The organism is Bradyrhizobium sp. LA2.1 (assembly GCF_040547725.1).
Classification (GTDB): Bacteria; Pseudomonadota; Alphaproteobacteria; order Rhizobiales; family Xanthobacteraceae; genus Bradyrhizobium; species Bradyrhizobium barranii.
Genome location: NZ_JBEPQI010000007.1, coordinates 195,438 through 217,117 on the forward strand (window position 1 = coordinate 195,438; position 21,680 = coordinate 217,117).

Below are 21,680 nucleotides of genomic sequence, written 5' to 3' on the forward strand. Positions count from 1 at the left end.
AGAAGGCCGGCAACACTTATCGCAAATGACCGACGGCCCCCTGGAAACCGTGCTGCGGCGCGATCGCTGGATCGTCGGCGGCGCGATCGGGATCATTGTCGCGCTGGCATGGGGCTATGTGCTCTGGCTCGCCAAGGACATGGACATGGGCGGCATGGACATGACCGGGTTCCGCATGATCCCGGCCGGGATCGGAATCATGTTGCCGGCGAGCGAGCCATGGCGAGCGATCGAGTTCGCGTATGTGTTGCTGATGTGGGCGGTGATGATGGTCGGAATGATGGCACCCTCGGCAGCGCCCATGATCCTCATGTACGCCCGCGTGGGTCGACAGGGGAAAGCGCAGGGCAAGCCGTTCGCTGCGACCGGCTGGTTTGCGGCCGGTTATCTCCTCGTCTGGGGCGGCTTTTCGCTGGCAGCGACCCTACTCCAATGGGCGATCGAGCGGGCAGTCCTGCTGGATTCCCGGATGACGATCGCCAGCAATCTGCTCAGTGCAATCGTGCTGATCGCGGCGGGAGTCTATCAATGGACACCGCTCAAGGACGTCTGTCTCGCCCAATGCCAGTCGCCATTTCTGTTCCTGATGCGCCACGGCGGCTTTCGCGACAACCTGCGAGGCTGCCTGCTGCTGGGGCTCCGGCACGGAGGCTATTGTGTCGGCTGCTGCTGGGTCTTGATGGCGCTTTTGTTCGTAGGCGGGGTGATGAACGTGCTTTGGATTGCGCTTTTGGCCCTGCTCGTCCTGTTGGAGAAACTTACGCCGATCGGACGATGGATCGCGCGCGCCGCCGGGATTGCGTGTGCGGCCGCCGGCGTCTGGCTACTGGTGACGTTGCCACGGTGATGAGCAACCTGCGTGATGTTCAGTACGCGTGCCCTGTTGCAAACGGCGATCACGCCGAGCCGCCAGCCTTACACTCGAACCGTCAGGCGGGGACGGCCGAACGGCGAAGACCTGGGCTCCCTGAGCCGGTCTCTCCATAGATCGGCTTTCGAGGTTGGTGCGCTCGGAGGGACTCGAACCCCCACGATTTTACTCACTGCCACCTCAAGGCAGCGCGTCTACCAATTCCGCCACGAGCGCTTTGGGGATGCCGGCTTAGGGCTTGAGGCCTGCCGGATCAACGGCGCCGATCTAACAAATCCATCAGAGGGGTACAAGCCTGCAAAGGCCCAGAATTCCACAAGCTTGGCAGGAAAAATCCGGACCCCTGCCCGGATCGGCCCTATCGAGGGCCCCGGCCCTACCGGGTACCCGGGCCGCTACCGCGTGCCCAGGGCCGCTACCGCGTCCCCGTCGTGCGCGGCAGCATCTGCTTGACCTCGACCGCGATCCGGTTGCGGTCGACCAGCACGACGCCGGAGGCGACCGGCAGATTGTTGGCGAGAACCTTGACCTCGTCGGCCTCGGTTGCATCCAGCTCGATGATGGCGCCGCGGGAAAGACGTAATACTTGATGGATCGGCATGGTGGTCGTCCCGAGGACGACCATGAGATCCACGGTGACTTTATCGAGAGTTGGCACTGTCAGGACCGCCGCAACTTGGGACTTAAGCCAAAGGACTTGGCATTTGCTCCTGAGATGATCACCACGTTATGGTTAGCCAATGGTTAATTCGCCTCAAAACCCCCGCCAAGACCTCGATTTGACGTCGTTTTCCGCCTCCACCGGCGAGCCCGTGGAGTGGCGAATCTCGGATGCGCCGGTGCCCTATCCGGAGGCCGTGGCCGCCATGGAGGCGCGAGTCGCTCAGATCGCCGCCGGCGAGGCGCCCGAGCTGGTCTGGCTGCTTGAGCACCCCCCGCTCTACACCTCCGGCACCTCGGGCAAGGAAACCGACCTGCTCGATCCCCGATTCCCGACCTTTGCCACCGGGCGCGGCGGGCAGCTGACCTATCACGGGCCCGGCCAGCGGGTGGCCTACATCATGCTCGACCTCAAGCGGCGCCGGCCGGACGTCCGGGCCTATGTCGCGAGCCTGGAGGAATTGATCCTGCGGACGCTCGCCGCCTTCAACATCCGCGGCGAACGGCGCGAGGACCGGGTCGGCGTCTGGGTGAAGCGCCCGGACAAGGGGCCCGAGCACGAGGACAAGATCGCGGCGATCGGCGTCCGGCTGAAGCGCTGGGTCTCGTTCCACGGCATCGCCATCAATGTCGAGCCGGAGCTGTCGCATTTCGCCGGCATCGTGCCCTGCGGCGTCGCCGACCCCCGCTACGGCGTCACCTCGCTGGTCGATCTCGGCCAGCTCGTGACCATGGCCGATGCCGACGTCGCGCTGCGCCAGGCGTTCGAGGAGCTGTTCGGGCCAACCCGCGCGCTGGTGGCGGAAGCAGCCGTCTAGCACTTTTTCTGTTTGAGCCCCACCGCGCCTGTTCTCGGCCAGTCGCGGAATCGGTTACGCTTGCTTCCGGTGCCGCCCACGCCTCCCCCCTCCGCCGGGAAAGCAGACATCATGCCGGGCGAATGATCATCGGACCGACTGTTCGAGCGCTAGGCATAAGGAGGGATTGCGCTTTCTGCTCGCAATGGGAGGTTTTGACGATGAGACTCTCTGCGCCGATCTATCATCTGAAGCGACGAGCCAAGCGCCTGTCGCGCGAGGAAGGCATTCCGCTCCACGACGCGCTTGACCGCATCGCTGCGACGGAAGGGTTTTCCGCCTGGAGCATGCTCGCGGCAAAGGCCGCCGCACTGACGCCCGCCAATCGCCTGTTCCCGCAATTCCGGCCGGGTGATCTGGTGCTGGTGGGCGCGCGCCCCGGCCAGGGCAAGACCCTGTTGAGCCTCGAACTCGCCGTGGAGGCCATGAAGTCGGGCCATCGCGCTGCGTTCTTCTCGCTCGAATACACCGAGAAAGACGTCTTCGACCGCTTGCGCGCGATTGGCGTGGACCCCGCGCAATTCGCTGACATGTTCGAGATCGACTGCTCCGACGCCATCAGCGCCGACTACGTCGTCAAGCAGATGGCCGCGGCGCCTCGTGGCACGGTCGTGGTGATCGACTATCTGCAATTGCTCGACCAGAGGCGGGAAAATCCAGATCTCGCTGTTCAGGTGCGCGCACTGAAATCCTTCGCGCGCGACGCGGGGCTGATCGTCGTCTTCATCTCGCAGATCGATCGATCCTATGATCCGTCGGTCAAGCCGTGCCCAGACCTCGACGATATCAGGCTGCCGAACCCGCTGGACCTCAAGCTGTTCGACAAGACGTGCTTCATCAACAACGCCGAAGTCCAGTTCCGCGCGGCGAGCTGATGGCGTCAGGCCGCGGGTGAGTTTCTTCACCCGCGGCTTGTGACCTCACGCCGCCTGCAACGCAACTTCGAGCTTGCCGGCAATGTAGCGCCGCTCCTGGGTCAGGCCACCAAAACCGTAGGCATCGCCCTTGACCTCGTCGACGTGCAGATACGTCTCGGGATGCAGCGGGCCCAAAATCTCGGCCATGCGCTTGAACATCGCGGCGAGATAGGCCGCCTTCTCGTCCTTGGTGTTGGTGCCTTCGCTGACATGGATGTCGATCCAGTAGCTGGCCAGTTTCTGCTCGGCGAGCGACTTGCCGCCGGCGAACCAGTCGCCTGCGTCGACCGATTTCACGATGATGGCGGTCACCCTGGGATCCTTGTGCAGGATCTTTGCGGTGAGCTCGGACACGGCGTTGGCGATATCGGCCTTCAGCGACGGCGACTGGCGGGAGGTGGTGTAGGACACGGTGATCAGGGGCATGGTGGTTCTCCTCAAGATGCTGCGCGGAGTTTGCGCGGCGTTGATGAGAAGGTAGACTTTGCTCCGTCATTTTGGTATCTTATTTCTGTTGATACCAGTGATAACAACTCATAATGACAGCAACGCTCGACATCGCCACAATCAAGGCCTTCCTGCTGGTCGCCGACCTCCAGAGTTTTACGCGCGCCGCCGAAGCACTCGGCACGACGCAGGCCGCCGTCAGCCTCAAGCTTCAGCGGCTGGAGGCGCTGCTGGGAAAACGCCTCGTCGAGCGCTCGCCGCGGGCGGTCCGGCTCACCGCCGACGGCGCCGCGTTCCTCGATCGCGCCCGCGCACTGATGGAGGCGCATGACCGTGCGCTGTCGGGCGACGCCCCGGCCGCGCAGTCGCTCTCGCTTGGCATCTCCGATCACGCCGCAGGCCCTGAACTGGTGCCGCTGCTCGAACGACTGCACGCGATGTCCTCAAGCCTCACCCTCGCCGTCACCATCGGCTTCTCGCGCGAGATGCAGGATGCCTACGACGCAGGTCAGCTCGATGCCGTGATCGTCCGCCAGGAAGGCAGCCGCCGCGGCGGCGAGAAGCTGGCCGAAGACGAGTTCGGCTGGTTCGCCGCGCGACGCTTCACCCTGCCGAAGGGTGAGCCGCTGCCGCTCGCAACCCTCGCCCCGCCCTGCGGCGTCCGCGCCATCGCCGTCCGCGCGCTCGACAAGGCCGCCATCGCCTGGCGCGAGCGCTTTGTCGGCGGCGGCGTTACGGCGGTGGTCGCGGCTGCGCTTGCCGGGCTCGCAATCGCTCCGCTGGCGCGGCGGATCGCGCCGGCAGGCCTGATCGACATCGGGCCTGCGCACAAGCTGCCGAAACTTGGAAGCTCGAAGGTGATGCTGCATTCGAAGGTCAGCGATCCGGCAAAACTTGCGGCGTTGCGTGCGGTGGCGGCGACGTTTCGAACCGTGGCAGCCTAGCGCTCAGACTGCCGCGCTTGTGTTCCCGCGAACCTGCCTGCGACGCGCCAATAGTGCAGCCCGGCAAAGCCCCCCGCGACAACGAAGAGCCAACCCAGATTGTCGAAAGAGCCGTAAAGAACGATCTGGCCCGCGGCTCCGGCGAGGCCGCCAACGAGACCGAAGAAAGCAAGCGACCGGATGCAGAGCCGTTCGCTGACCCAAATTGCAACGGCAGACGGAATGCCACTCAGCGCGCAAACGCAGAACAGGATCACGAGCATGCCGGTCAAGATGATCGGCACGCCAATCAGGACCGCTCGAACGAAATCCATCACAGACAGTACGGCGAGGCGATCGACGCTTACCAGTCCGAAGAGGAACAGGAAGAACGACTCAATGATAGCGCTTGCCGTCAGGCAGCCCTCAAACCAGCCTCGTGTCGCCCGGGAGCAGGTCTCGCAGGTCATGACATCACCTCACAGGATCGCCTCGAACGCGCTGCGCAGCGTTTCGTGCCTGAACACAAAGCCGCGGCTCAGCGCCTTGTTCGGCAGCACGCGCTGACCGCCGAGCAGGAGTTCGTCGGCAAAGCCGCCGCCGATCCGGCGCAACAGGCCGCCGGGGATACGAAACACCGCGGGCCGGTGCAGACGGCGGCCGAGCTCTTCGGTGAACTTTGCGTTGGTGACCGGGATCGGCGCGGTGGCGTTGACGGGCCCAGTGAGATCGGGCGTCGCCATCACATAGGCAATCAGCCGGATCAGATCGTCGCGCTCGATCCAGGACATCCACTGCCGGCCGGTGCCGAGCGGGCCGCCAAGGCCGAACTCGAACGGCGTCAGCATGCGCGTGATGAAGCCGCCTTCGGTGCCCAGCACGAGGCCGATGCGCAAACAGACCACGCGGACACCGAGCTCCTCGGCCGGCCGCGCCGCCTTCTCCCAGGCCGCGCACAGCTCATGGCTGAAGCAGGCATGTGACTTCGCCGATTCCGTCAGCACCTGGTCGGCCCACAGGCCGTACCAGCCGATCGCAGAGCCGCTGACGAGCACCTCCGGCTTGCGCTCGAGCCGCGCGATCAGTTTGACGACGTCGCCGGTCATGTCGATCCGGGAGCCAAGAATCTTCGCGCGCTTCGCCTCGGTCCAGAGGCCGTTGCCGATCGGCTCGCCGGCGAGATTGACGATGGCGTCGATTGGCGTGTCCGCGGCGAGCTGATCGAGGCTGGTGATCAGCGTGACCGGCGGCGGCAGCATCTCGGCCTTCGCGGGGTTGCGGATCAGCGCGATGACGTCGTGCCCTGCCCCGCTGAGGCTCGCGGCAAGGCGGCTGCCGATGAAGCCGGTGGCGCCAGTGATCAGCACGGTCTTGCGGCCGGGGACCTTCTCGACGAGCCCGTGCGCAGGCACGCTTTTCATGCGCCCGAGCCGGCGCATCGCGGCAAAATCCCTGACGCCGCAGAGCGCAGCTCCCACCGCGCAGGCCGTCGCGGCGATGCTGAGCAATCCCTGATACACGATCGTCACGCCAAACGGCTGCATCGCCCAATCGATCAGCACCGGCAGCAGCAGCACCAGGATGGCGCCATAGTTGATCGCAAGCAGCGTGTGGTTAATCCGCTCGCTCGGCGGCAGTTTGCGGCTCAGATCCTCCTCGACGAAATCCATCAGCGTAATGACGATCTCGGCGACCAGGACTGCCACGATCAGGATCGCCAGCACGCCGTAAACCTCCAACCAGCCGAGCAGCAGGAACAGCAGCGCATAGAGCATGTTGCGGATGCCGTGCAGCTTCAGCTCGAAGCGCTGCGACGGGCGCCAGGCCAGGCGTTCGGTGAATTCGTGGTGATAGAAGGTATCGAACACGCCCATCACGATCTGGATGGCGATGAGGGTCCACAACAGCGGCGTCATGATACGGCCTCCCTGAACACGGCGGACTGGTGGATCAGCGCGCCGTAACGCGGGTGAGTGACATCGAGGGTGAAACGAAAGGCGCCCTCGCCGAGATCGCTATGCGTCACCGTGAGATCGCCGGGCGTGAGCCATTGCGGCAGCGGGATCCACAAGCGTCCGAGCTGGAGTCCGTAACCGGCACTCCGGAAGGTCAGCGCCTGTCCCTCGACCGCGATGCGGAGCGCCATCGAGACGCCGAAGCCGACATACTCTTCGAGCCCGGTCGGGCCGGCAAAACGCTTGGCGGAATGGATCACCTGCGGAAAGCCGCGCTTGCGCGCGCAGATGCGGGTCCAGGTCTGGCCGCCGGTCGCGCCGTCCTCGGTGACGGTGACGATCATGGGGACGCCGGTGTCGCGGCCGGTTGGCAGCGGTCCGCCGATCAGGCGGGCGGCTTGCGCGAACCACCAACCGATCTCGCTGAAGGAGACCTCGTCGACCACGCCGACATAGACGACGCTGTCGCCGTCAGCGACCCGTTTCGAAAAGCGCCGCCAGGTCGCGAGCGGCAGCCGGCCCTAATCCTCGTCCGACAGCAACGCGCGGAAGCGGCGGTCGTCGAGTAGTTTGACGTGAACGGAGGGAGATGCGCTGGAGCCTGATAATCGAGCCGACGTCATCGCACCCTCCTCAACGCTATTTGGCCTTGCCCAGCGGCAGCAGGTTGCCGATCTTCTCGCCAAGCCGCATCAGGGCGACCAGCCGCGGTCGCGGCACCTTCAGCATCTGCATGAACCAGTGGTCGGCGAGCTCGGTGAAAGCGAGCATCTCCTTCAGCCGTTTGGCTGCGACCGGATTGATGGTCGGATCATCTGCGGCATCGGACACGCAGGCCCTGAGCGCCGTGATCGCCGGATCGAGCTCCCGCTCCTTGCGCCGCGCCGCGATTCTCGCGGCGACCTCCCAGATGTCCGTCTCGGCCTCGTAATGGTCGCGGCGGTCGCCGAGGATCGGCACCCGCCGGATCAGATTCCAGGCGAGCAGCTCCTTCAGCGAGTTGGAGACGTTGGAGCGCGCCATGCCGAGCGTGTCGGCGATGTCCTCGGCCGTCATCGGCGCCTCGGCGAGATAGAGCAGCCCGTGGATCTGGCTGACCGAGCGGTTGACGCCCCACCCGTCCCCCATGTCGCCCCAATGCAGGATGAAGCGCTCGACGGCGGTGGGCAGTTTCTTCTTTCCGGTTATTTCTGTCATGACAGAAATATCTGACGAACGCGACTGATTGTCAAGAGCGCTCGGCGGCTTGCGTCCTGTATACCGTCCGTCGTATTTGCCTAAAAACGGCCCAGAGAACGGGAACCAAACGCCCTTCGGGGCGTTTGCCCCGGTTCCAGGCGGGTTGAGAATGACGACAAAGTCCAGTCAACAGAGAGACTTGTTCGAAAGCGAGCGCAGTTTTCGGCTGTTGGTGGAAGGAGTCGCGGACTACGCGCTCTACATGCTCGATCCCACCGGGATCATCACGAGCTGGAACATCGGCGGCGAGCGGATCAAGGGCTATTCGCCCGAAGAGATCGTCGGCCAGCATTTCTCGCGCTTCTACACCGAGACCGACCGCGCCAACGGCAAGCCCGCGCGTGCCCTCGGCATCGCGCGGGACCATGGCCGCTACGAGGAGGAAGGCTGGCGCGTTCGTAAGGATGGCACATTCTTCTGGGCGAGCGTCATCATCGATCCGATCTACGAGCACGGCAGCCTGGTCGGCTTCGCCAAGATCACCCGCGACATCACCGAGCGGCGCAATTCGCAGCTCAAGCTCGAAGCGATGCAGAGGCAGCTTGCCGAGTCGCAGAAGTTCGATGCGCTCGGGCAGCTCACCGGCGGCGTCGCGCACGATTTCAACAATCTCCTGATGATCATCAGCGGCAGCCTTCACATCCTCAAGAAGCGCGATGAGGACGACGCCAAGATTCAGCGCGCGATGTCCGCGATCGAGACCGCAACCAAGCGCGGCGCCGCACTGACCGCCCAGCTCCTGACCTTCGCGCGGCGGCAGAGCGTCAATCCCCAAGCGATCCGCTTCGGCGACCGCATCGAGGCGATCCGCGAAGTGCTTCACGCCGGCGTCGGGAGCGCCGTTCGTCTCGCCTTCGACATCGACCGCGAGGTCTGGTCGGTCAAGGCTGATGTCTCCGAGCTCGAGACGGGGCTGCTCAATCTCGTCATCAACGCTCGCGATGCCATGCCCGACGGCGGTACCGTGACGGTCGGCGCACGCAACGTCGTCCTGGATGATCCGCTCTACCGCGGGGAGTTCGTCGCCATCACCGTCGCCGATACCGGGCTTGGCATCCCCTCCGACGTCGTCAACAAGATCTTCGAACCGTTCTTCACGACCAAACCCGTCGGAAAAGGCACCGGCCTCGGCCTATCGCAGGTGCACGGCTTCGCTCATCAGGCGGGCGGCACGGTCAGGGTCGCAAGCGAGCTCGGCAAGGGCACGACCTTCACCATCCTGCTGCCGCGCGAAACCGCGACCGCACCAATCGATATCCCTGAAGCAGTGCCGGTTCCCGGTAGCGGCACCGTGCTGCTGGTCGAGGACAATCCCGACGTCGCGCTCGTCAGCATCGGATTGCTGGAGCAGCTCGGCTATCGCGTGCACCGGGTTGCCGACGCCGAGTCCGCCTTGCGCGAGCTCGAGAAGAACGGCGTCGACTTCGTGTTCACCGACATCGTGATGCCCGGCAAGATGGACGGGCTCGGTCTCGCCCATCATCTGCGCCAGATCCACCCTAGCCTGCCGATCCTGCTCGCCACCGGCTACAGCGAAGCCGCCGCCGATGTCCGCGGCGACTTCCCGATCCTGCGCAAGCCCTACGAGATTCACGAGCTGAGCGAGGCGATCTCGAAGCTGCCGCGGTGATTTTTCACCTCTCTCCGTAAGAACGGGGCGAGGGAGCGCACCGCCCGCGCGGAAAGAGAATCCGCTCTCACACCGTCGGCAACACCGAAAACGCTTCCCCTGCCCTCCGCAGGTTCAACTCATCGGCACCGGCCGTCTCGCTCGTCACGCTATCCACGCGCGAGGACGGCGGGCCATGGCGGCACAGCGCGACCATGTCGGCGACGTGCTTCGGCGTTCCCGCAAACAGCGCTTCCACGCTGCCGTCGCGGCGGTTGCGAACCCAGCCTTCGAGGCCACTTGTTGTCGCCTGGTACTCGACCCAGGCCCTGTAGCCGACGCCCTGCACGCGGCCGCGGATCATGACCTGGAGGATCGCCCGGCTCATTTCTTCAGCCCGAGAAGATCGGCGCTGCGCGCCTTGACGTCGGCCTCGCGCATGACGCGGCTGGTCAGGTCCGGCGATGGGAGGCCCTTGAGGTTCTTCGGCGGCGTGCCCTCGCGCAACGCTTTCTGCGTCTCGTAGACGGCCTGCATGGCAGCCGCGATCGGCGCGTGGCCCTGAAGCGCGACGCGGACGCGCTGGCTGGCGAGATAGTCAATCGCGTTCAACTCGTCCGGCGCGCCGCCGAGCACGATGGGGAGATGCGTCGCGGCTACGATGGCTTCGAGCTCAGCGCGCGACTTGACGCCGGTGAAGAACAGCGCGTCGACGCCGGTCGCCTCATAGGCCCTGGCGCGGCGGATCGTATCCTCGATCGAGGTGACCGAGGCAGCTCCCGTGCGGCCCATGATGACGAGCGAGGGATCGCTGCGGCCATCGAGCGCCGCCTTCATCTTGCCGACGCCTTCTTCCAGCGAGATCAGCTGTGTCTTGGCCTCGCCAAACGCGGCCGGCAACAGCGTGTCCTCGATGGTGAGCCCGGCGGCGCCAGCGGTCTCCAGCTCTTGCACCGTGCGGCGCACGTTGAGCGCATTGCCATAGCCGTGATCGGCATCGACCAGCACCGGCAGCGTGGCCGCGCGCGACATCCGCCGCATCTGCTCGGCAAGTTCGGTGAGTGTGATCAGCGTGACATCGGGGTCGCCGAGCACCGCGAGCGAGGCCACCGAGCCGCCGAACATGCCGAGCGGAAAGCCGAGATCCTCGGTGATGCGGATGGAGATCGCGTCATAGACCGAGCCGGGATGAACGCAGGCCGAGCCCGTCAGGATCGAACGCAGTTTTTCGCGGCGGGAACGAAAGGCCATGGTGCCCTCTCAACTGTTGCGACGCAGCCGCAACATACTCCGTCATTGCGAGCGCAGCGAAGCAATCCAGAATCTTTCCGCAGAGGCAGTCTGGATTGCTTCGCTGCGCTCGCAATGACGATGTTGGTGGGGCCAGTGAGGGCCCCACTCACTTGCTTTACGCAAATTCCAGAATCAGCGCGTCCACCGCGAGCGTCGCGCCCGCGCTGGCGTGGATCTTCTTCACCGTACCGTCCTGCTCGGCGCGGAGCACATTCTGCATCTTCATGGCTTCGATCACCGCGAGCGTCTCGCCGGCCTTGATCTCCTGCCCTTCGGTCACCGCGATCGAGACCACAAGGCCGGGCATCGGGCAGAGCAGCTTCTTGCCGGTGTCGGAGGCCGTGGTCACCGGCATCAGCCGTGCCGAGGCTGCTTCCGCCTCGGTCCAGACATAGACCGGCACCTCGACGCCCTGGTGCGCAAGGCGGATGCCGTTGGCGATCGGGCGCGCCTGCACCGCGACGAAATGGCCGTCGATGGTGCCCTGCCAGACCGGATCGCCCGGCTTCCACGGCGACTGCAGCAGATGCGCGTTGCCGGCCTTGCCTTCGGCATCGACGAACCGGATCGCGATCGCCTCGCCCTCGCGTCCGACCTCGAGCAGAATCTCCTGGCGGTCGAGCCAGACCGCGCGGCGACGCTCGCGCTGCACGATGCGGCCGCCCATCTGGCCCGATATCTGTCGCTTGCGCTCGCCGAGCACGTGGTCGATGGCGGCGCCGACCGCCGCGATCCGACGCGCGACCTCGCCTTCGGGCACGCGCACAGCAAAGCCCTTGGGGAATTCCTCGGCGATGAAACCGGTCGAGAGCCGTCCCTCGCGCCAGCGCGGATGGTGCATCAGCGCCGACAGGAACGGGATGTTGTGCCTGATACCCTCGACATAGAACGAATCCAGCGCGGTGGCCTGCGCCTCGATCGCGGCCGCGCGCGACGGCGCATGCGTGACGAGCTTGGCGATCATCGGATCGTAATGGATCGAGATCTCGCCGCCCTCCTGCACGCCGGTGTCGTTGCGCACGGTGATGCCGTCTTGGCTGGCTTCGGCCGGCGGGCGATACTTCACGAGGCGCCCGATCGAGGGCAAGAAGTTACGGAACGGGTCCTCGGCGTAGAGGCGGGATTCCACCGCCCAGCCGGTGAGCGTAACGTCCTTCTGGGTGATCGCGAGCTTCTCGCCGGCGGCGACGCGGAGCATCTGCTCGACGAGGTCGATGCCGGTGACGAGCTCGGTGACGGGATGCTCGACCTGAAGGCGCGTGTTCATCTCCAGGAAGAAGAAGCTCTTGTCCTGCCCTGCGACGAATTCGACGGTGCCGGCGGAGTCGTAATTCACCGCCTTGGCCAGCGCGACGGCCTGCTCGCCCATCCTGCGGCGGGTGGCCTCATCGAGCAGCGGCGACGGCGCCTCCTCGATGACCTTCTGGTTGCGGCGCTGGATCGAGCATTCGCGCTCGCCGAGATAGATGACGTTGCCGTGCTTGTCGCCCAGCACCTGGATCTCGATGTGGCGGGGATCGACGATGAACTTTTCGACGAAGACGCGGTCGTCGCCGAACGAGGCTTTCGCCTCGGCCTTGGCAAGGTTGAAGCCCTCGGCAACCTCGCTCCTCGAATGCGCGATGCGCATGCCCTTGCCGCCACCGCCGGCGGAGGCCTTGATCATCACGGGATAGCCGATCTCGTCGGCGATCTTGACCGCGTGCTTGTCGTCCTCGATGACGCCGAGATAGCCCGGCACGGTCGAGACCTTGGCCTTCGCGGCGGCCTTCTTGGATTCGATCTTGTCGCCCATCGCGGCGATCGCGCCCGGGTTCGGGCCGATGAAGACGATGCCGGCGGCCTCCAGCGCGCGCGGAAACGCCTCGCGCTCGGACAGGAAGCCGTAGCCGGGATGCACGGCCTCGGCGCCCGTCTTGCGGCAGGCCTCCACGATCTTCTCGATCACCAGATAGCTCTCGGCGGCTGCGGGCGGGCCGATCAGAACGGCCTCGTCGGCCATCTCGACATGGAGGGCATCGCGGTCGGCCTCGGAATAGACCGCAACCGTCTGAATTCCCATGCGGCGAGCGGTCTTGATGACCCGGCAGGCGATTTCGCCGCGATTGGCGATCAGAATGCGTTTGAACATGCTTTTCTTGAGTCTCGACCTTGGGCGGGACCCTTCCCTGGCCGTTGGGGCCTGCGGGGACGGGCCGTGTGACCCCCGTGGTACATCAAAATCGGCCGGAGGCAACGGTCTAAATCCGCGCCCTCTGGCGTACCAGCGCAAGACCGAAATCGGCCTGGTCAGCCCATGAGCGGACCTACGGCTTCGCGGCCTTGGCCACGTCCCGGACCAGGCCGTGAATGAAGCCCAGCTTGCCGACCACCGCCGGAGACAGGATGAACGGATAGAGATCGCGCAGCCCCATGGCGCGGTTGACGCTGTTGATGGCGAAGGTGAAGGGCAGCCATGCATTGACGAGCGCCTCGACGTCCCTCGTCTCATAGGGGTTGAAACGGATGCGCGCCGTCAACTCCCCGTCGCGATCGACCCTGGGGCGCACCTCCATGCCGAACTCGGAGGCCATCTCCAGGGTATCGACGATGTGGAGGTAGTGCGCCCAGGTCTCGGCGAAATCCTCCCAGGGATGCGTGGTGGCGTAGGCCGAGACGTAGGTCTGCTGCCAGTCCGGCGGCGCGCCTTCGGCATAATGGAGCTGCAAGGCCTGGCCGTAATCGGCGGAATCGTCGCCGAACACCGCGCGGCATTCCTCCAGCCTGCCGCCCTCGCGCACGAGCACGTCCCAGAAATAGTGGCCGACCTCGTGGCGGAAATGCCCGAGCAGCGTGCGGTAGGGCTCGCCCATCTCGAGCCTGCGCCGCTCGCGCTCGATCTCGTCGGTCTCGGTCAGCGCGATCGTGATCAGGCCGTTATCGTGGCCGGTCATGATCCTCTGCCCGCTGTTCGGATCGTCCGCGAGGAAATTGAAGATCAGCCCATGTTCGGGATTTTCCTGCCGCGTCTGGAGCGGCAGCTTCCAGCGGATCAGGGAATAGAACAGCCGGTGCTTCGCCACCTCCAACTCGCGCCAGCCGGCAAGCTGAACCGGATCGGACAGATCGGGCACGATGCCGTTGTGGCGGCAGGCGCGGCAATAGCCGGTGGTATCGCCCGCATCCGTCAGCCAGTTGCACGCGTCGTATTCGGCGTTACGGCAGAGCATCCGCCCCCTGCCCTTGTCGGCGAGCGTCATCCAGGCCTCGCCGTCGGGCTCGATCGCCGACATCGTCTCCTTCTCCGGCAGGAACGCGACGCGGTGGCCGCAGCGTTCGCAGGCGCGGTTCTCGAAATAGAGGACGTTGCCGCAGTCCTGGCAGACAAAGAGCTTCAAGATTTAGCCTCTTCGGGAAGGGAGTCTTATGATTAAGAGTTGCGACGCCTCGCAAATACGCGCGCGGGGGCTCATCGTTCCAACATTCGGGAACAAATAGCCAGACCCGGCGTTCGTTCATACCCGCCCCTGCGATCGGTGGCCCTTTCCGTCCTTATCCCCTTTTGAGTAATGGCTATCACGCTTTGTCTGTGGGAATATCGGCCCGGCACGTGCGCTCTTGCATCACAACGGCCGACACCTTGAACGATCCCTTGCCCGATACCACCGCCGCCGAAAGGCTGCGCCAGCACCTCGAAGAGATCGCGCGCGAGCGCGACGACGCCTATCACGCGCTCCAGGAGCGCGAGGCAGAGCTGGCGCGTATCCAGCGCATCGGCAAGGTCGGCGGCCTCGAGGTCGACTTCCGCGAAGGCTTCAAGAACCGCCGCTCGCCGGAATATCTGATGCTCCACGGGCTGCCGGCGGATGCCACCGACGAGTCGCATGAGGATTGGGTCAACCGCATCCATCCCGAGGATCGCGACGCCGCGGTCAAGCACTTCCTCGATGCGCTGGCCGGGACGAACGAAGACTACACCGCCGAATACCGCATCATCCGCCCCAACGACGGCGAGACCCGCTGGATCCGCGTCGTCGCCAAGTTCGAGCGCGACAGTGACGGCCGCGCCATTCGCCTCGTCGGCGCCCATATCGACATCACCGCCCAGGCACTCGCGCGCGAGACGCTGCGCGAGAGCGAGGAGCGCTTCCGGCTGATCGCCGACAGCGCGCCGGTGCCGATCTGGGTCACGAAGCTCGACCGCACGCGCTCCTTCGCCAACCAGGCCTATGTCGACTTCATCGGCCTGCCCTACGACCAGGCCATCGATTTCGACTGGCGCAAGATATTGCATCCGGACGACCTGCCGCATGTGCTGCAGCAATCCGTCCAGGGCGAAGCGTCGCTGAAGCCGTTCGTGCTGGAAGCGCGCTACAAGAACGCCAGCGGTGAATGGCGGTGGCTGCGCTCGGAATCGCAGCCGCGCTGGGACCCGACCGGCAAGCACATCGGCTTCATCGGCGTCGCCCACGACATCACCGCCGCCAAGCAGGCCGAGATCGAGCTGAGGCGACTCAACGAGACGCTGGAGGAGCGCATCACCGAGCGCACCGCCGAGCTCGAATCCAACGAGGCGCGGCTGCGCGCGATCCTGGAGACAAGCAACCAGTATCAGGGGCTGGTCAATCTCAGGGGCGAGCTGCTCTACGCGAACCGGACTGCGCTCGATGGCATTCGCGTGGAGGCCCGCGACGTCATCGGCAAACCGTTCTGGGACACGCCCTGGTTCAACCAGACCCAGGGCATGAGCGCCGTCGTGCGCGAGGCCTTCGACACCGTGCTCAGAGGCGAAGCGGTGCGGCTGGAGATGCGCCTGCGCCTGCCCATCGGAGAGCGCGATTTCGACTTCGGCATGCGTCCCGTGCTCGACCGCCACGGCAACATCACCGGTGCGGTGCCCGAGGCCGTCGACATCACCGAGCGCCGCCGCGGCGAGGAAGCGCTGCGGCAGTCGCAGAAGATGGAGGCGATCGGCCAGCTCACCGGCGGCGTCGCCCACGACTTCAACAACCTCCTCACCATCATCCGCTCCGCGACCGACTTCCTGCGCCGCCGCGAACTGCCGGAAGAACGCCGCCGCCGCTATGTCGACGCCATCTCCGACACCGTGGAGCGCGCCTCCAAGCTCACCGCGCAGCTTTTGGCCTTTGCGCGCAGGCAGCCGCTGAAGCCGCAGATCTTCAACGTCGGCAGCCAGGTCGAGGCCGTGGCGCAACTGGTCCGGCCGCTGGTCGGCGGCCGCATCGCGATCGCCGTCGAGGTGAACGATGCCGACTGCTTCACGGTGGCCGACATCGCGCAGTTCGAGACCGCGCTGATCAACCTCGCCATCAACGCCCGCGACGCCATGGAGGGCGAAGGCCGCCTCACCATCGCCGTGCGCAAGGTCGCGGGCATCCCGAGCCTGCGTGCGCAGTCGGCGCGCGGCGGCGACTACGTCGCGATCTCGGTTGCGGACACCGGCAGCGGCATCGCGCCCGAAAACATCGACGCCATCTTCGAGCCGTTCTTCACCACCAAGGAGGTCGGCAAGGGCACCGGCCTCGGCCTCAGCCAGGCCTTCGGCTTCGCAAAGCAGTCCGAGGGCGACATCGCGGTGACGAGCACGCGCGGCGAAGGCGCGACCTTCACCATCTATCTGCCGCAGGCGCACAGTCCCGCCGCGGAGAAGGACGCTGCGGCACTGACCAGCGAGGCCGCCACCACCGGGCGCGGCTATCGCGTGCTCGTGGTCGAGGACAATGACGACGTCGGCCAGTTCTCGACCGAGCTGCTGGAAGATCTCGGCTATGTCGTCCGCCGGGTCGCCAATGCCAATGCGGCGCTCGGCATTCTCGGCGAGAACGAATTCGCCGTCGACCTCGTCTTCTCCGACGTCATCATGCCCGGCATGAACGGGGTCGAGCTCGCCGGCGTCATCCGCGAGCGCTATCCGGGCCTGCCCGTCGTGCTCACAAGTGGCTACAGCAACGTCCTCGCCGAGAACGCGCATCGCGGGTTCGAGCTGATCCAGAAGCCGTACTCCGTGGAATCGCTGTCGCGCATTTTGCGCAAGGCGATCACGGAGAAGTTGGCGGCGGCAAGGTGAGAGACAATCGATGAAACCCGCCCTCTTCTCCGCCTGGCAGACCTGGGCGCTTCTGTCGGCCTGCTTTGCGGCGCTCACCGCGATCTTCGCCAAGGTCGGCGTCGAGAACATCAATCCGGATCTGGCGACGTTCATCCGCACGATCGTGGTGCTGCTCGCCTTCTCGGTGCTGCTGTTCTTCACCGGACAATTCGCGGTGCCGTCGGCGGTCTCGTCGAAGACCTGGTTGTTCCTGGTGCTGTCCGGGCTTGCGACCGGCGCGTCCTGGCTGTGCTATTTCCGTGCGCTGAAGCTCGGCCCGGCGACGCTGGTGGCGCCGATCGACAAGCTCAGCGTCGTACTGGTCGCCCTTTTCGCCTTCACCTTTCTCGGCGAGCGTCCGACTGGACAGGGCTGGCTCGGCATCGCCATGATCGGCGCCGGCGCGGTGCTGCTGGCCGTGAAGTTTTGAAGGGCGGAACAAAGGTGGCGTGAGATCGGTTTCTGGCGGATCGCTTCCCAGCCTCGATCGAGAGACCGATGTCGAGCCAAGCCTCCCATTACCCCACCGACCAGACGAGACGCGCCGGCCGCGCGCTGGATGCGGCCAACTTCTTCCTCGCCGACGTCCGCGACGGGCTTGGGCCCTATCTCGCCGTCTATCTCCTCACCGAGCAGCACTGGGACGAGGCACGCATCGGCCTCGTGATGTCGATTGCGACCATTGCCGGCATCGTGGCGCAGACGCCGGCCGGCGCGCTGATCGATGCGACGCGGGCGAAGCGGCTGGCGATGGTCATCGCCGCCATCATGGTGACGCTGGCGTCATTGTCGCTGCCGCTGTTTCCCAGCTTCCTGCCGGTCGCGGTCTCGCAAGGCATCGCGCAGGCCGCCGCCGTGATCTTTCCGCCGGCGATCGCCGCCGTCTCGCTCGGCATCTTCGGTCATGCCGCCTTCACCCGGCGGATCGGCCGCAACGAGACCTTTAATCACGCCGGCAATGCAGTCGCCGCCGGGCTGGCGGGACTTTCCGCCTATTGGTTCGGCCCGACCGCCGTGTTCTACCTTCTCGCTGCCATGGCGGTCGCAAGCCTCGTGAGCATTCTCGCAATCCCCGCCCGCGCCATCGACCACGACCTCGCGCGCGGGCTGCACGACGCCGATACCGGTGACCAGCCGGAACAGCCCTCAGGTCTCGCGGTGCTCCTGACCTGCCGCCCCCTCCTCGTCTTCGCGGTCTGCGTCGTGCTGTTTCACCTGTCCAACGCGGCCATGCTGCCGCTGGTCGGGCAGAAACTCGCGCTCCAGGACAAGAACATGGGCACCAGCCTGATGTCGGCCTGCATCGTCGCAGCTCAAATAGTGATGGTGCCGTTCGCGATGCTGGTCGGCGCGAAGGCCGACCGCTGGGGCCACAAGCGCTTCTTCCTCGCCGCATTGTTGATCCTGCCCATTCGCGGCGCGCTCTATACGCTCTCCGACAATCCGTTCTGGCTGGTCGGCGTGCAGCTTCTGGACGGCGTCGGCGCCGGCATCTTTGGCGCGATCTTCCCCGTCATCGTCGCCGACCTCATGCGCAACACCGGCCGCTTCAACGTCGCGCAGGGCGCCATCATCACCGCCCAGAGCATCGGCGCGGCGCTATCGACGACGCTTGCGGGCCTCGTCGTGGTCGGCGCCGGCTACAGCGCGGCGTTCATCACGCTCGGCGCGGTCGCCGCGATCGGCGCCGTCGTCTGCCTCCTCGCCTTGCCCGAGACCCGGCGTGGCACCTTGCAGGCACAGGGGAAGACAGCGGCTCCAGCATCGGTTATCGCTGCCGAATGAACCGACCCAACCTCAAGGACTGAACGTGCCGTCTGACGCCATCTGGGCCTGGAGCATCATCGTCGCCGCGACCGCAGGCGTCATCATCCGGCCTTTTCGCCTGCCCGAGGCGATCTGGGCCGTGATCGGTGCCGGCGCCCTGGTGCTGCTCGGCCTCCTGCCGTGGCAGGACGCGCTCACCGGCATCGAGAAAGGCGTCGACGTCTATCTCTTCCTGATCGGCATGATGCTGATCGCCGAGCTCGCCCGGCTCGAAGGCCTGTTCGACTATCTCGCCGCGCTTGCGGTGGAATATGCAGCCGGCTCGCCGCAACGGCTGTTTCTGCTGATCTATCTCGTGGGCACCGTCGTCACCGTGCTGCTCTCCAATGACGCCACCGCGATCGTGCTGACACCCGCCGTCTACGCCGCCACGCGCGCAGCCGGCGCCAAGCCGCTGCCCTATCTCTTCGTCTGCGCCTTCATCGCGAACGCCGCAAGCTTCGTGCTGCCGATCTCGAACCCCGCCAATCTCGTGGTGTTCGGCTCGCGCATGCCGCATCTGACCGAATGGCTGCGTCAGTTCGCCCTGCCCTCGCTCGCCTCGATCGTGCTGACCTATGTCGTACTGCGCATCACCCAGCATCGCGCGCTGAAACAGGAGATCATCGAGCGCCGCGTGCCGCACAAGGTGCTCAGCCGCGGCGGCAAGCTGACCGCGATCGGCATTGCTGCGATCGGCGTAGTGCTGATCACGGCCTCCGCGCTCGACAAGCAGCTTGGCCTGCCGACCTTCATCTGCGGCGCCGTGACGACCGGCCTCGTCCTGCTGCTCAGCCGTCAGTCGCCCATGCCGGTACTGAAGCACGTGTCCTGGAGCGTGCTGCCGCTGGTCGGCGGGCTTTTCGTGATGGTGGAAACACTGGTGAAGACTGGCGTGATCGGCCATCTCAGCGCACTTCTGCACGAGGCCGTCGCGCAGTCCGTACCCGGGGCCGGCTGGAGCGTTGGGATCGCCACCGCCATCGCCACCAATATTGCCAATAACCTGCCGGTCGGCCTCGTCGCCGGGTCGATCGTGGCCGCCGATCACCTGCCCACCTCGGTCGTCAGCGCCATCCTGATCGGCGTCGACCTGGGACCGAATTTCTCGATCACCGGTTCGCTCGCGACCATCCTGTGGCTGGTTGCGCTCCGCCGCGAAAAAATCGAGGTCGGCGCCTGGCCGTTCCTCAAGCTGGGCCTGCTGGTGACGCCACCCGCCTTGATCGCAGCGCTTGCGGCTGCGATCTGGTAATCGCGCGCAATTTGCGGCGCATCAATGTCGCCGCCAAAGCCGGACCTATGCTTCTTCGCGTCGCGCAGTCTCATACGGCGCGGCACGGAGGTCCATCATGCAGATTCAATCAAAGGCATTGCCGCAGAGTTCTTCGCCGCGTCGCTCGTTTCGGAGCCTTACCGCGCCGGAGCAAGGTGGCGGGACATACCACCCTCTGCTCGTCGTCTCGGTCGTGGTGCTGTTGACCCTGTTTGCGATCGTGGAGATCGACCTCCACAGCGCCCAGCTTCAGGCGATCGGTCTGCTCGGGTCCGGGATCAATCCCGTCTTCCTGAGCCCGTAGCGGAAAAAGCCCGATCGCGGCCACAAGGCCGCGACCGGGCAACGCGTCAGTCGTTCTCGTAGCCGTAGACTTCCGGCAGGATGAAGATTGCGGCGAGCAATCCGATCAGCGGGAAGATCGCGACCATCAGCGTGGCATTGGCCTGCCCGATCGCGGCGAATACCGTCGGGAACAGGAAGATCGCCAGGAACGACGGCAGCTTCACGAACATGTAGGCGAAGCCACTGGCGGTGCCGCGGTACTTCGGCTTGGCGACCATGGTCGGGATCGTCATGCAGTTCGACGCGTCCCAGTAGTGGCCCCACAACATGGCGGCCGCCGCGAACGGCAGCAGTATCTTGTTGTCGGTGTAGAGCGCGAAGGCAGCAACCAGCAGCGAAGCCAGCACGATGCTGAAGCCGGCGATCGAGATGCCGCGGTGGCCGATCTTCGGCGTCAGCAGCGGACCGACCCAGCCGGACAGAGCCGCGAAGGAAAACAGCGCCATCGTCACCAGATTGATGCCGAGCACGCTCGACACGCCAACCATCACGAACAGCACCGGCAGATAGAATGCGAAGGTCGAGAACTCGCTGCCTTGCGCGAAACAGGCGATCCAGCCGTAGATCGTGGCGCGCCAGCGGATCGGGTCCTTCCTGAGGTCGGCGATGAAGGCACGTGTGCTGACCTTCGGCACCTTCACGTCCTGGTCCGGCAACATGTCGAGATTGTCGTTGAACATCTCGCGCGCGACCTTCTTGGCCTCGCGGTAACGTCCCTTCTGCACCAGCCACACCGCCGTCTCCGGCACGTCGTGACGCATGATCAGGATGATCAGCGCCGGCACCGCGCCGAGACCGAGCGTCACGCGCCACAGCATCTCGTGCTGCATGTCGATCAGCAGGAAGATCACGATGACACCGATGGTGAGAACTTCACCGACGGCGAACATGAATTGCCAGCGATTGCCCATCACCTCGCGCTCACCCTTGGCCATGGATTCCATGATGTAGGTGTAGCCGGTCGAAATATCCGAGCCGAGCGGAATGCCGAGCAGGAAGCGGATCACGATGAGCCAGGTCACGTTCGGCACGAAGGCCTGCGCCAGCGCGAGCACGATGAACAGCACCATCGTCACCAGGAACATGACGCGGCGGCCGATCTTGTCGGAGAGCCAGCCGCCGAGCAGCGCGCCGATCAGGGCGCCGCCCTGCGTGCCGGCTGCAGCGAGACCGAGCATCAGCGGATCGGGATTGTACTGCTCCTTGATGAAGATCAGCACGAAGGCGATCGAATAGAGATCCCAGGCTTCGACCAGGATCGAGGCCATCATCAGCCAGCCGACCTTGTTGCCCTTGGGACTGTAGTTCGTGATGAGGTAGCGGACCGCGGCTTCGCTCGCGGTCGGTTGTGGCATCGCCGTCGTTAACATCTTTGGTCCTCTCTTCAAAACTTT

Annotated in this window: 20 protein-coding genes, 1 tRNA gene and 1 pseudogene; 10 read left to right on the top strand and 12 right to left on the bottom strand. The window is 65.3% G+C overall.

The annotated features are described in order from the left end of the window. Positions 1–25: 25 nt before the first annotated feature. A complete protein-coding gene (locus ABIB95_RS15770; RefSeq protein ID WP_354240459.1) occupies positions 26–847 on the top strand; it encodes a DUF2182 domain-containing protein in 822 nt (273 codons plus the stop codon). Between the two features lie 155 nt (positions 848–1,002). Here ABIB95_RS15770 and ABIB95_RS15775 read toward each other — a convergent pair. Continuing rightward, positions 1,003–1,087, bottom strand: a tRNA-Leu gene (locus tag ABIB95_RS15775). 199 nt (positions 1,088–1,286) lie between these two features. Next, a complete protein-coding gene (locus tag ABIB95_RS15780; RefSeq protein WP_015685538.1) occupies positions 1,287–1,529 on the bottom strand; it encodes a FliM/FliN family flagellar motor switch protein in 243 nt (80 codons plus the stop codon). A gap of 82 nt (positions 1,530–1,611) precedes the next feature. On the opposite strand from ABIB95_RS15780, the gene lipB reads away from it, so the two are divergent. Together lipB and ABIB95_RS15790 are read left to right on the top strand one after the other, a co-directional pair. Then, positions 1,612–2,349: a lipoyl(octanoyl) transferase LipB gene (gene lipB / locus ABIB95_RS15785; RefSeq protein WP_354240461.1), complete on the top strand. Its 738-nt coding sequence runs from the start codon at positions 1,612–1,614 to the stop codon at positions 2,347–2,349. Between the two features lie 200 nt (positions 2,350–2,549). After that, positions 2,550–3,263, top strand: a complete 714-nt coding sequence (locus ABIB95_RS15790; protein ID WP_354179964.1) for a DNA helicase — start codon at positions 2,550–2,552, stop codon at positions 3,261–3,263. A gap of 45 nt (positions 3,264–3,308) precedes the next feature. Here the strand turns inward: ABIB95_RS15790 and ABIB95_RS15795 are convergent, their stop codons facing one another. Further along, entirely contained in the window at positions 3,309–3,731 is a 423-nt protein-coding gene (locus ABIB95_RS15795; RefSeq protein ID WP_039147641.1) for a tautomerase family protein, read from the bottom strand. Positions 3,732–3,844: 113 nt separating this feature from the next. On the opposite strand from ABIB95_RS15795, the gene ABIB95_RS15800 reads away from it, so the two are divergent. Continuing rightward, on the top strand, positions 3,845–4,696 hold the full coding sequence (locus ABIB95_RS15800) for a LysR family transcriptional regulator (protein WP_354240463.1): 852 nt from the start codon (positions 3,845–3,847) through the stop codon (positions 4,694–4,696). On the opposite strand, the gene ABIB95_RS15805 is transcribed toward ABIB95_RS15800, so the two are convergent. The 4 genes and pseudogenes from ABIB95_RS15805 to ABIB95_RS15820 all read right to left on the bottom strand — a co-directional run bounded on the left by ABIB95_RS15805 (position 4,693) and on the right by ABIB95_RS15820 (position 7,827). Beyond that, positions 4,693–5,145: a hypothetical protein gene (locus ABIB95_RS15805; protein ID WP_354240465.1), complete on the bottom strand. Its 453-nt coding sequence runs from the start codon at positions 5,143–5,145 to the stop codon at positions 4,693–4,695. The genes ABIB95_RS15800 and ABIB95_RS15805 overlap by 4 nt on opposite strands. 9 nt (positions 5,146–5,154) lie before the next feature. Continuing rightward, on the bottom strand, positions 5,155–6,591 hold the full coding sequence (locus tag ABIB95_RS15810; RefSeq protein ID WP_354240467.1) for a TIGR01777 family oxidoreductase: 1,437 nt from the start codon (positions 6,589–6,591) through the stop codon (positions 5,155–5,157). Further along, a pseudogene (locus ABIB95_RS15815) lies at positions 6,588–7,253 on the bottom strand (DUF4166 domain-containing protein). The gene ABIB95_RS15810 and the pseudogene ABIB95_RS15815 overlap by 4 nt, the downstream one beginning before the upstream one ends. A gap of 16 nt (positions 7,254–7,269) precedes the next feature. Continuing rightward, complete coding sequence (locus tag ABIB95_RS15820; protein ID WP_354240469.1) at positions 7,270–7,827, bottom strand: GbsR/MarR family transcriptional regulator; 558 nt, start codon at positions 7,825–7,827, stop codon at positions 7,270–7,272. A gap of 151 nt (positions 7,828–7,978) precedes the next feature. On the opposite strand from ABIB95_RS15820, the gene ABIB95_RS15825 reads away from it, so the two are divergent. Next, positions 7,979–9,499, top strand: coding sequence for a PAS domain-containing hybrid sensor histidine kinase/response regulator family protein (locus tag ABIB95_RS15825; protein WP_354240471.1), 1,521 nt, complete (start codon positions 7,979–7,981; stop codon positions 9,497–9,499). 67 nt (positions 9,500–9,566) lie between these two features. On the opposite strand, the gene ABIB95_RS15830 is transcribed toward ABIB95_RS15825, so the two are convergent. The 4 genes from ABIB95_RS15830 to ABIB95_RS15845 form a co-directional block, all read right to left on the bottom strand. After that, on the bottom strand, positions 9,567–9,866 hold the full coding sequence (locus tag ABIB95_RS15830) for an acylphosphatase (RefSeq protein ID WP_014494616.1): 300 nt from the start codon (positions 9,864–9,866) through the stop codon (positions 9,567–9,569). Continuing rightward, a complete protein-coding gene (locus tag ABIB95_RS15835) occupies positions 9,863–10,729 on the bottom strand; it encodes an isocitrate lyase/PEP mutase family protein (RefSeq protein WP_354240473.1) in 867 nt (288 codons plus the stop codon). The genes ABIB95_RS15830 and ABIB95_RS15835 overlap by 4 nt, the downstream gene beginning before the upstream one ends. Before the next feature lie 157 nt (positions 10,730–10,886). Further along, positions 10,887–12,902 (bottom strand): acetyl-CoA carboxylase biotin carboxylase subunit, encoded by a 2,016-nt coding sequence (locus ABIB95_RS15840; protein ID WP_354240475.1) that lies wholly within the window; start codon positions 12,900–12,902, stop codon positions 10,887–10,889. Positions 12,903–13,077: 175 nt separating this feature from the next. Then, the gene (locus ABIB95_RS15845; protein WP_354240477.1) at positions 13,078–14,148 is read right to left on the bottom strand and encodes a zinc-binding metallopeptidase family protein; all 1,071 of its coding nucleotides are present in this window, start codon (positions 14,146–14,148) and stop codon (positions 13,078–13,080) included. A gap of 212 nt (positions 14,149–14,360) precedes the next feature. On the opposite strand from ABIB95_RS15845, the gene ABIB95_RS15850 reads away from it, so the two are divergent. From ABIB95_RS15850 to ABIB95_RS15870, 5 genes are all read left to right on the top strand, one after another. Continuing rightward, a complete protein-coding gene (locus ABIB95_RS15850; RefSeq protein ID WP_354240479.1) occupies positions 14,361–16,838 on the top strand; it encodes a PAS domain-containing hybrid sensor histidine kinase/response regulator in 2,478 nt (825 codons plus the stop codon). Positions 16,839–16,848: 10 nt separating this feature from the next. Further along, complete coding sequence (locus ABIB95_RS15855; protein ID WP_063982673.1) at positions 16,849–17,289, top strand: EamA family transporter; 441 nt, start codon at positions 16,849–16,851, stop codon at positions 17,287–17,289. Between the two features lie 68 nt (positions 17,290–17,357). Continuing rightward, positions 17,358–18,644 carry an MFS transporter gene (locus ABIB95_RS15860; protein WP_354240481.1) on the top strand — a complete coding sequence of 429 codons (1,287 nt, stop codon included), beginning with the start codon at positions 17,358–17,360 and terminating at the stop codon, positions 18,642–18,644. Positions 18,645–18,669: 25 nt separating this feature from the next. Further along, the gene (locus ABIB95_RS15865; RefSeq protein WP_354240483.1) at positions 18,670–19,920 is read left to right on the top strand and encodes an arsenic transporter; all 1,251 of its coding nucleotides are present in this window, start codon (positions 18,670–18,672) and stop codon (positions 19,918–19,920) included. Positions 19,921–20,017: 97 nt separating this feature from the next. Further along, positions 20,018–20,245, top strand: coding sequence for a hypothetical protein (locus ABIB95_RS15870; protein ID WP_354240485.1), 228 nt, complete (start codon positions 20,018–20,020; stop codon positions 20,243–20,245). 46 nt (positions 20,246–20,291) lie between these two features. On the opposite strand, the gene ABIB95_RS15875 is transcribed toward ABIB95_RS15870, so the two are convergent. After that, positions 20,292–21,656, bottom strand: coding sequence for an MFS transporter (locus tag ABIB95_RS15875; protein ID WP_063982669.1), 1,365 nt, complete (start codon positions 21,654–21,656; stop codon positions 20,292–20,294). Positions 21,657–21,680: the final 24 nt, after the last annotated feature.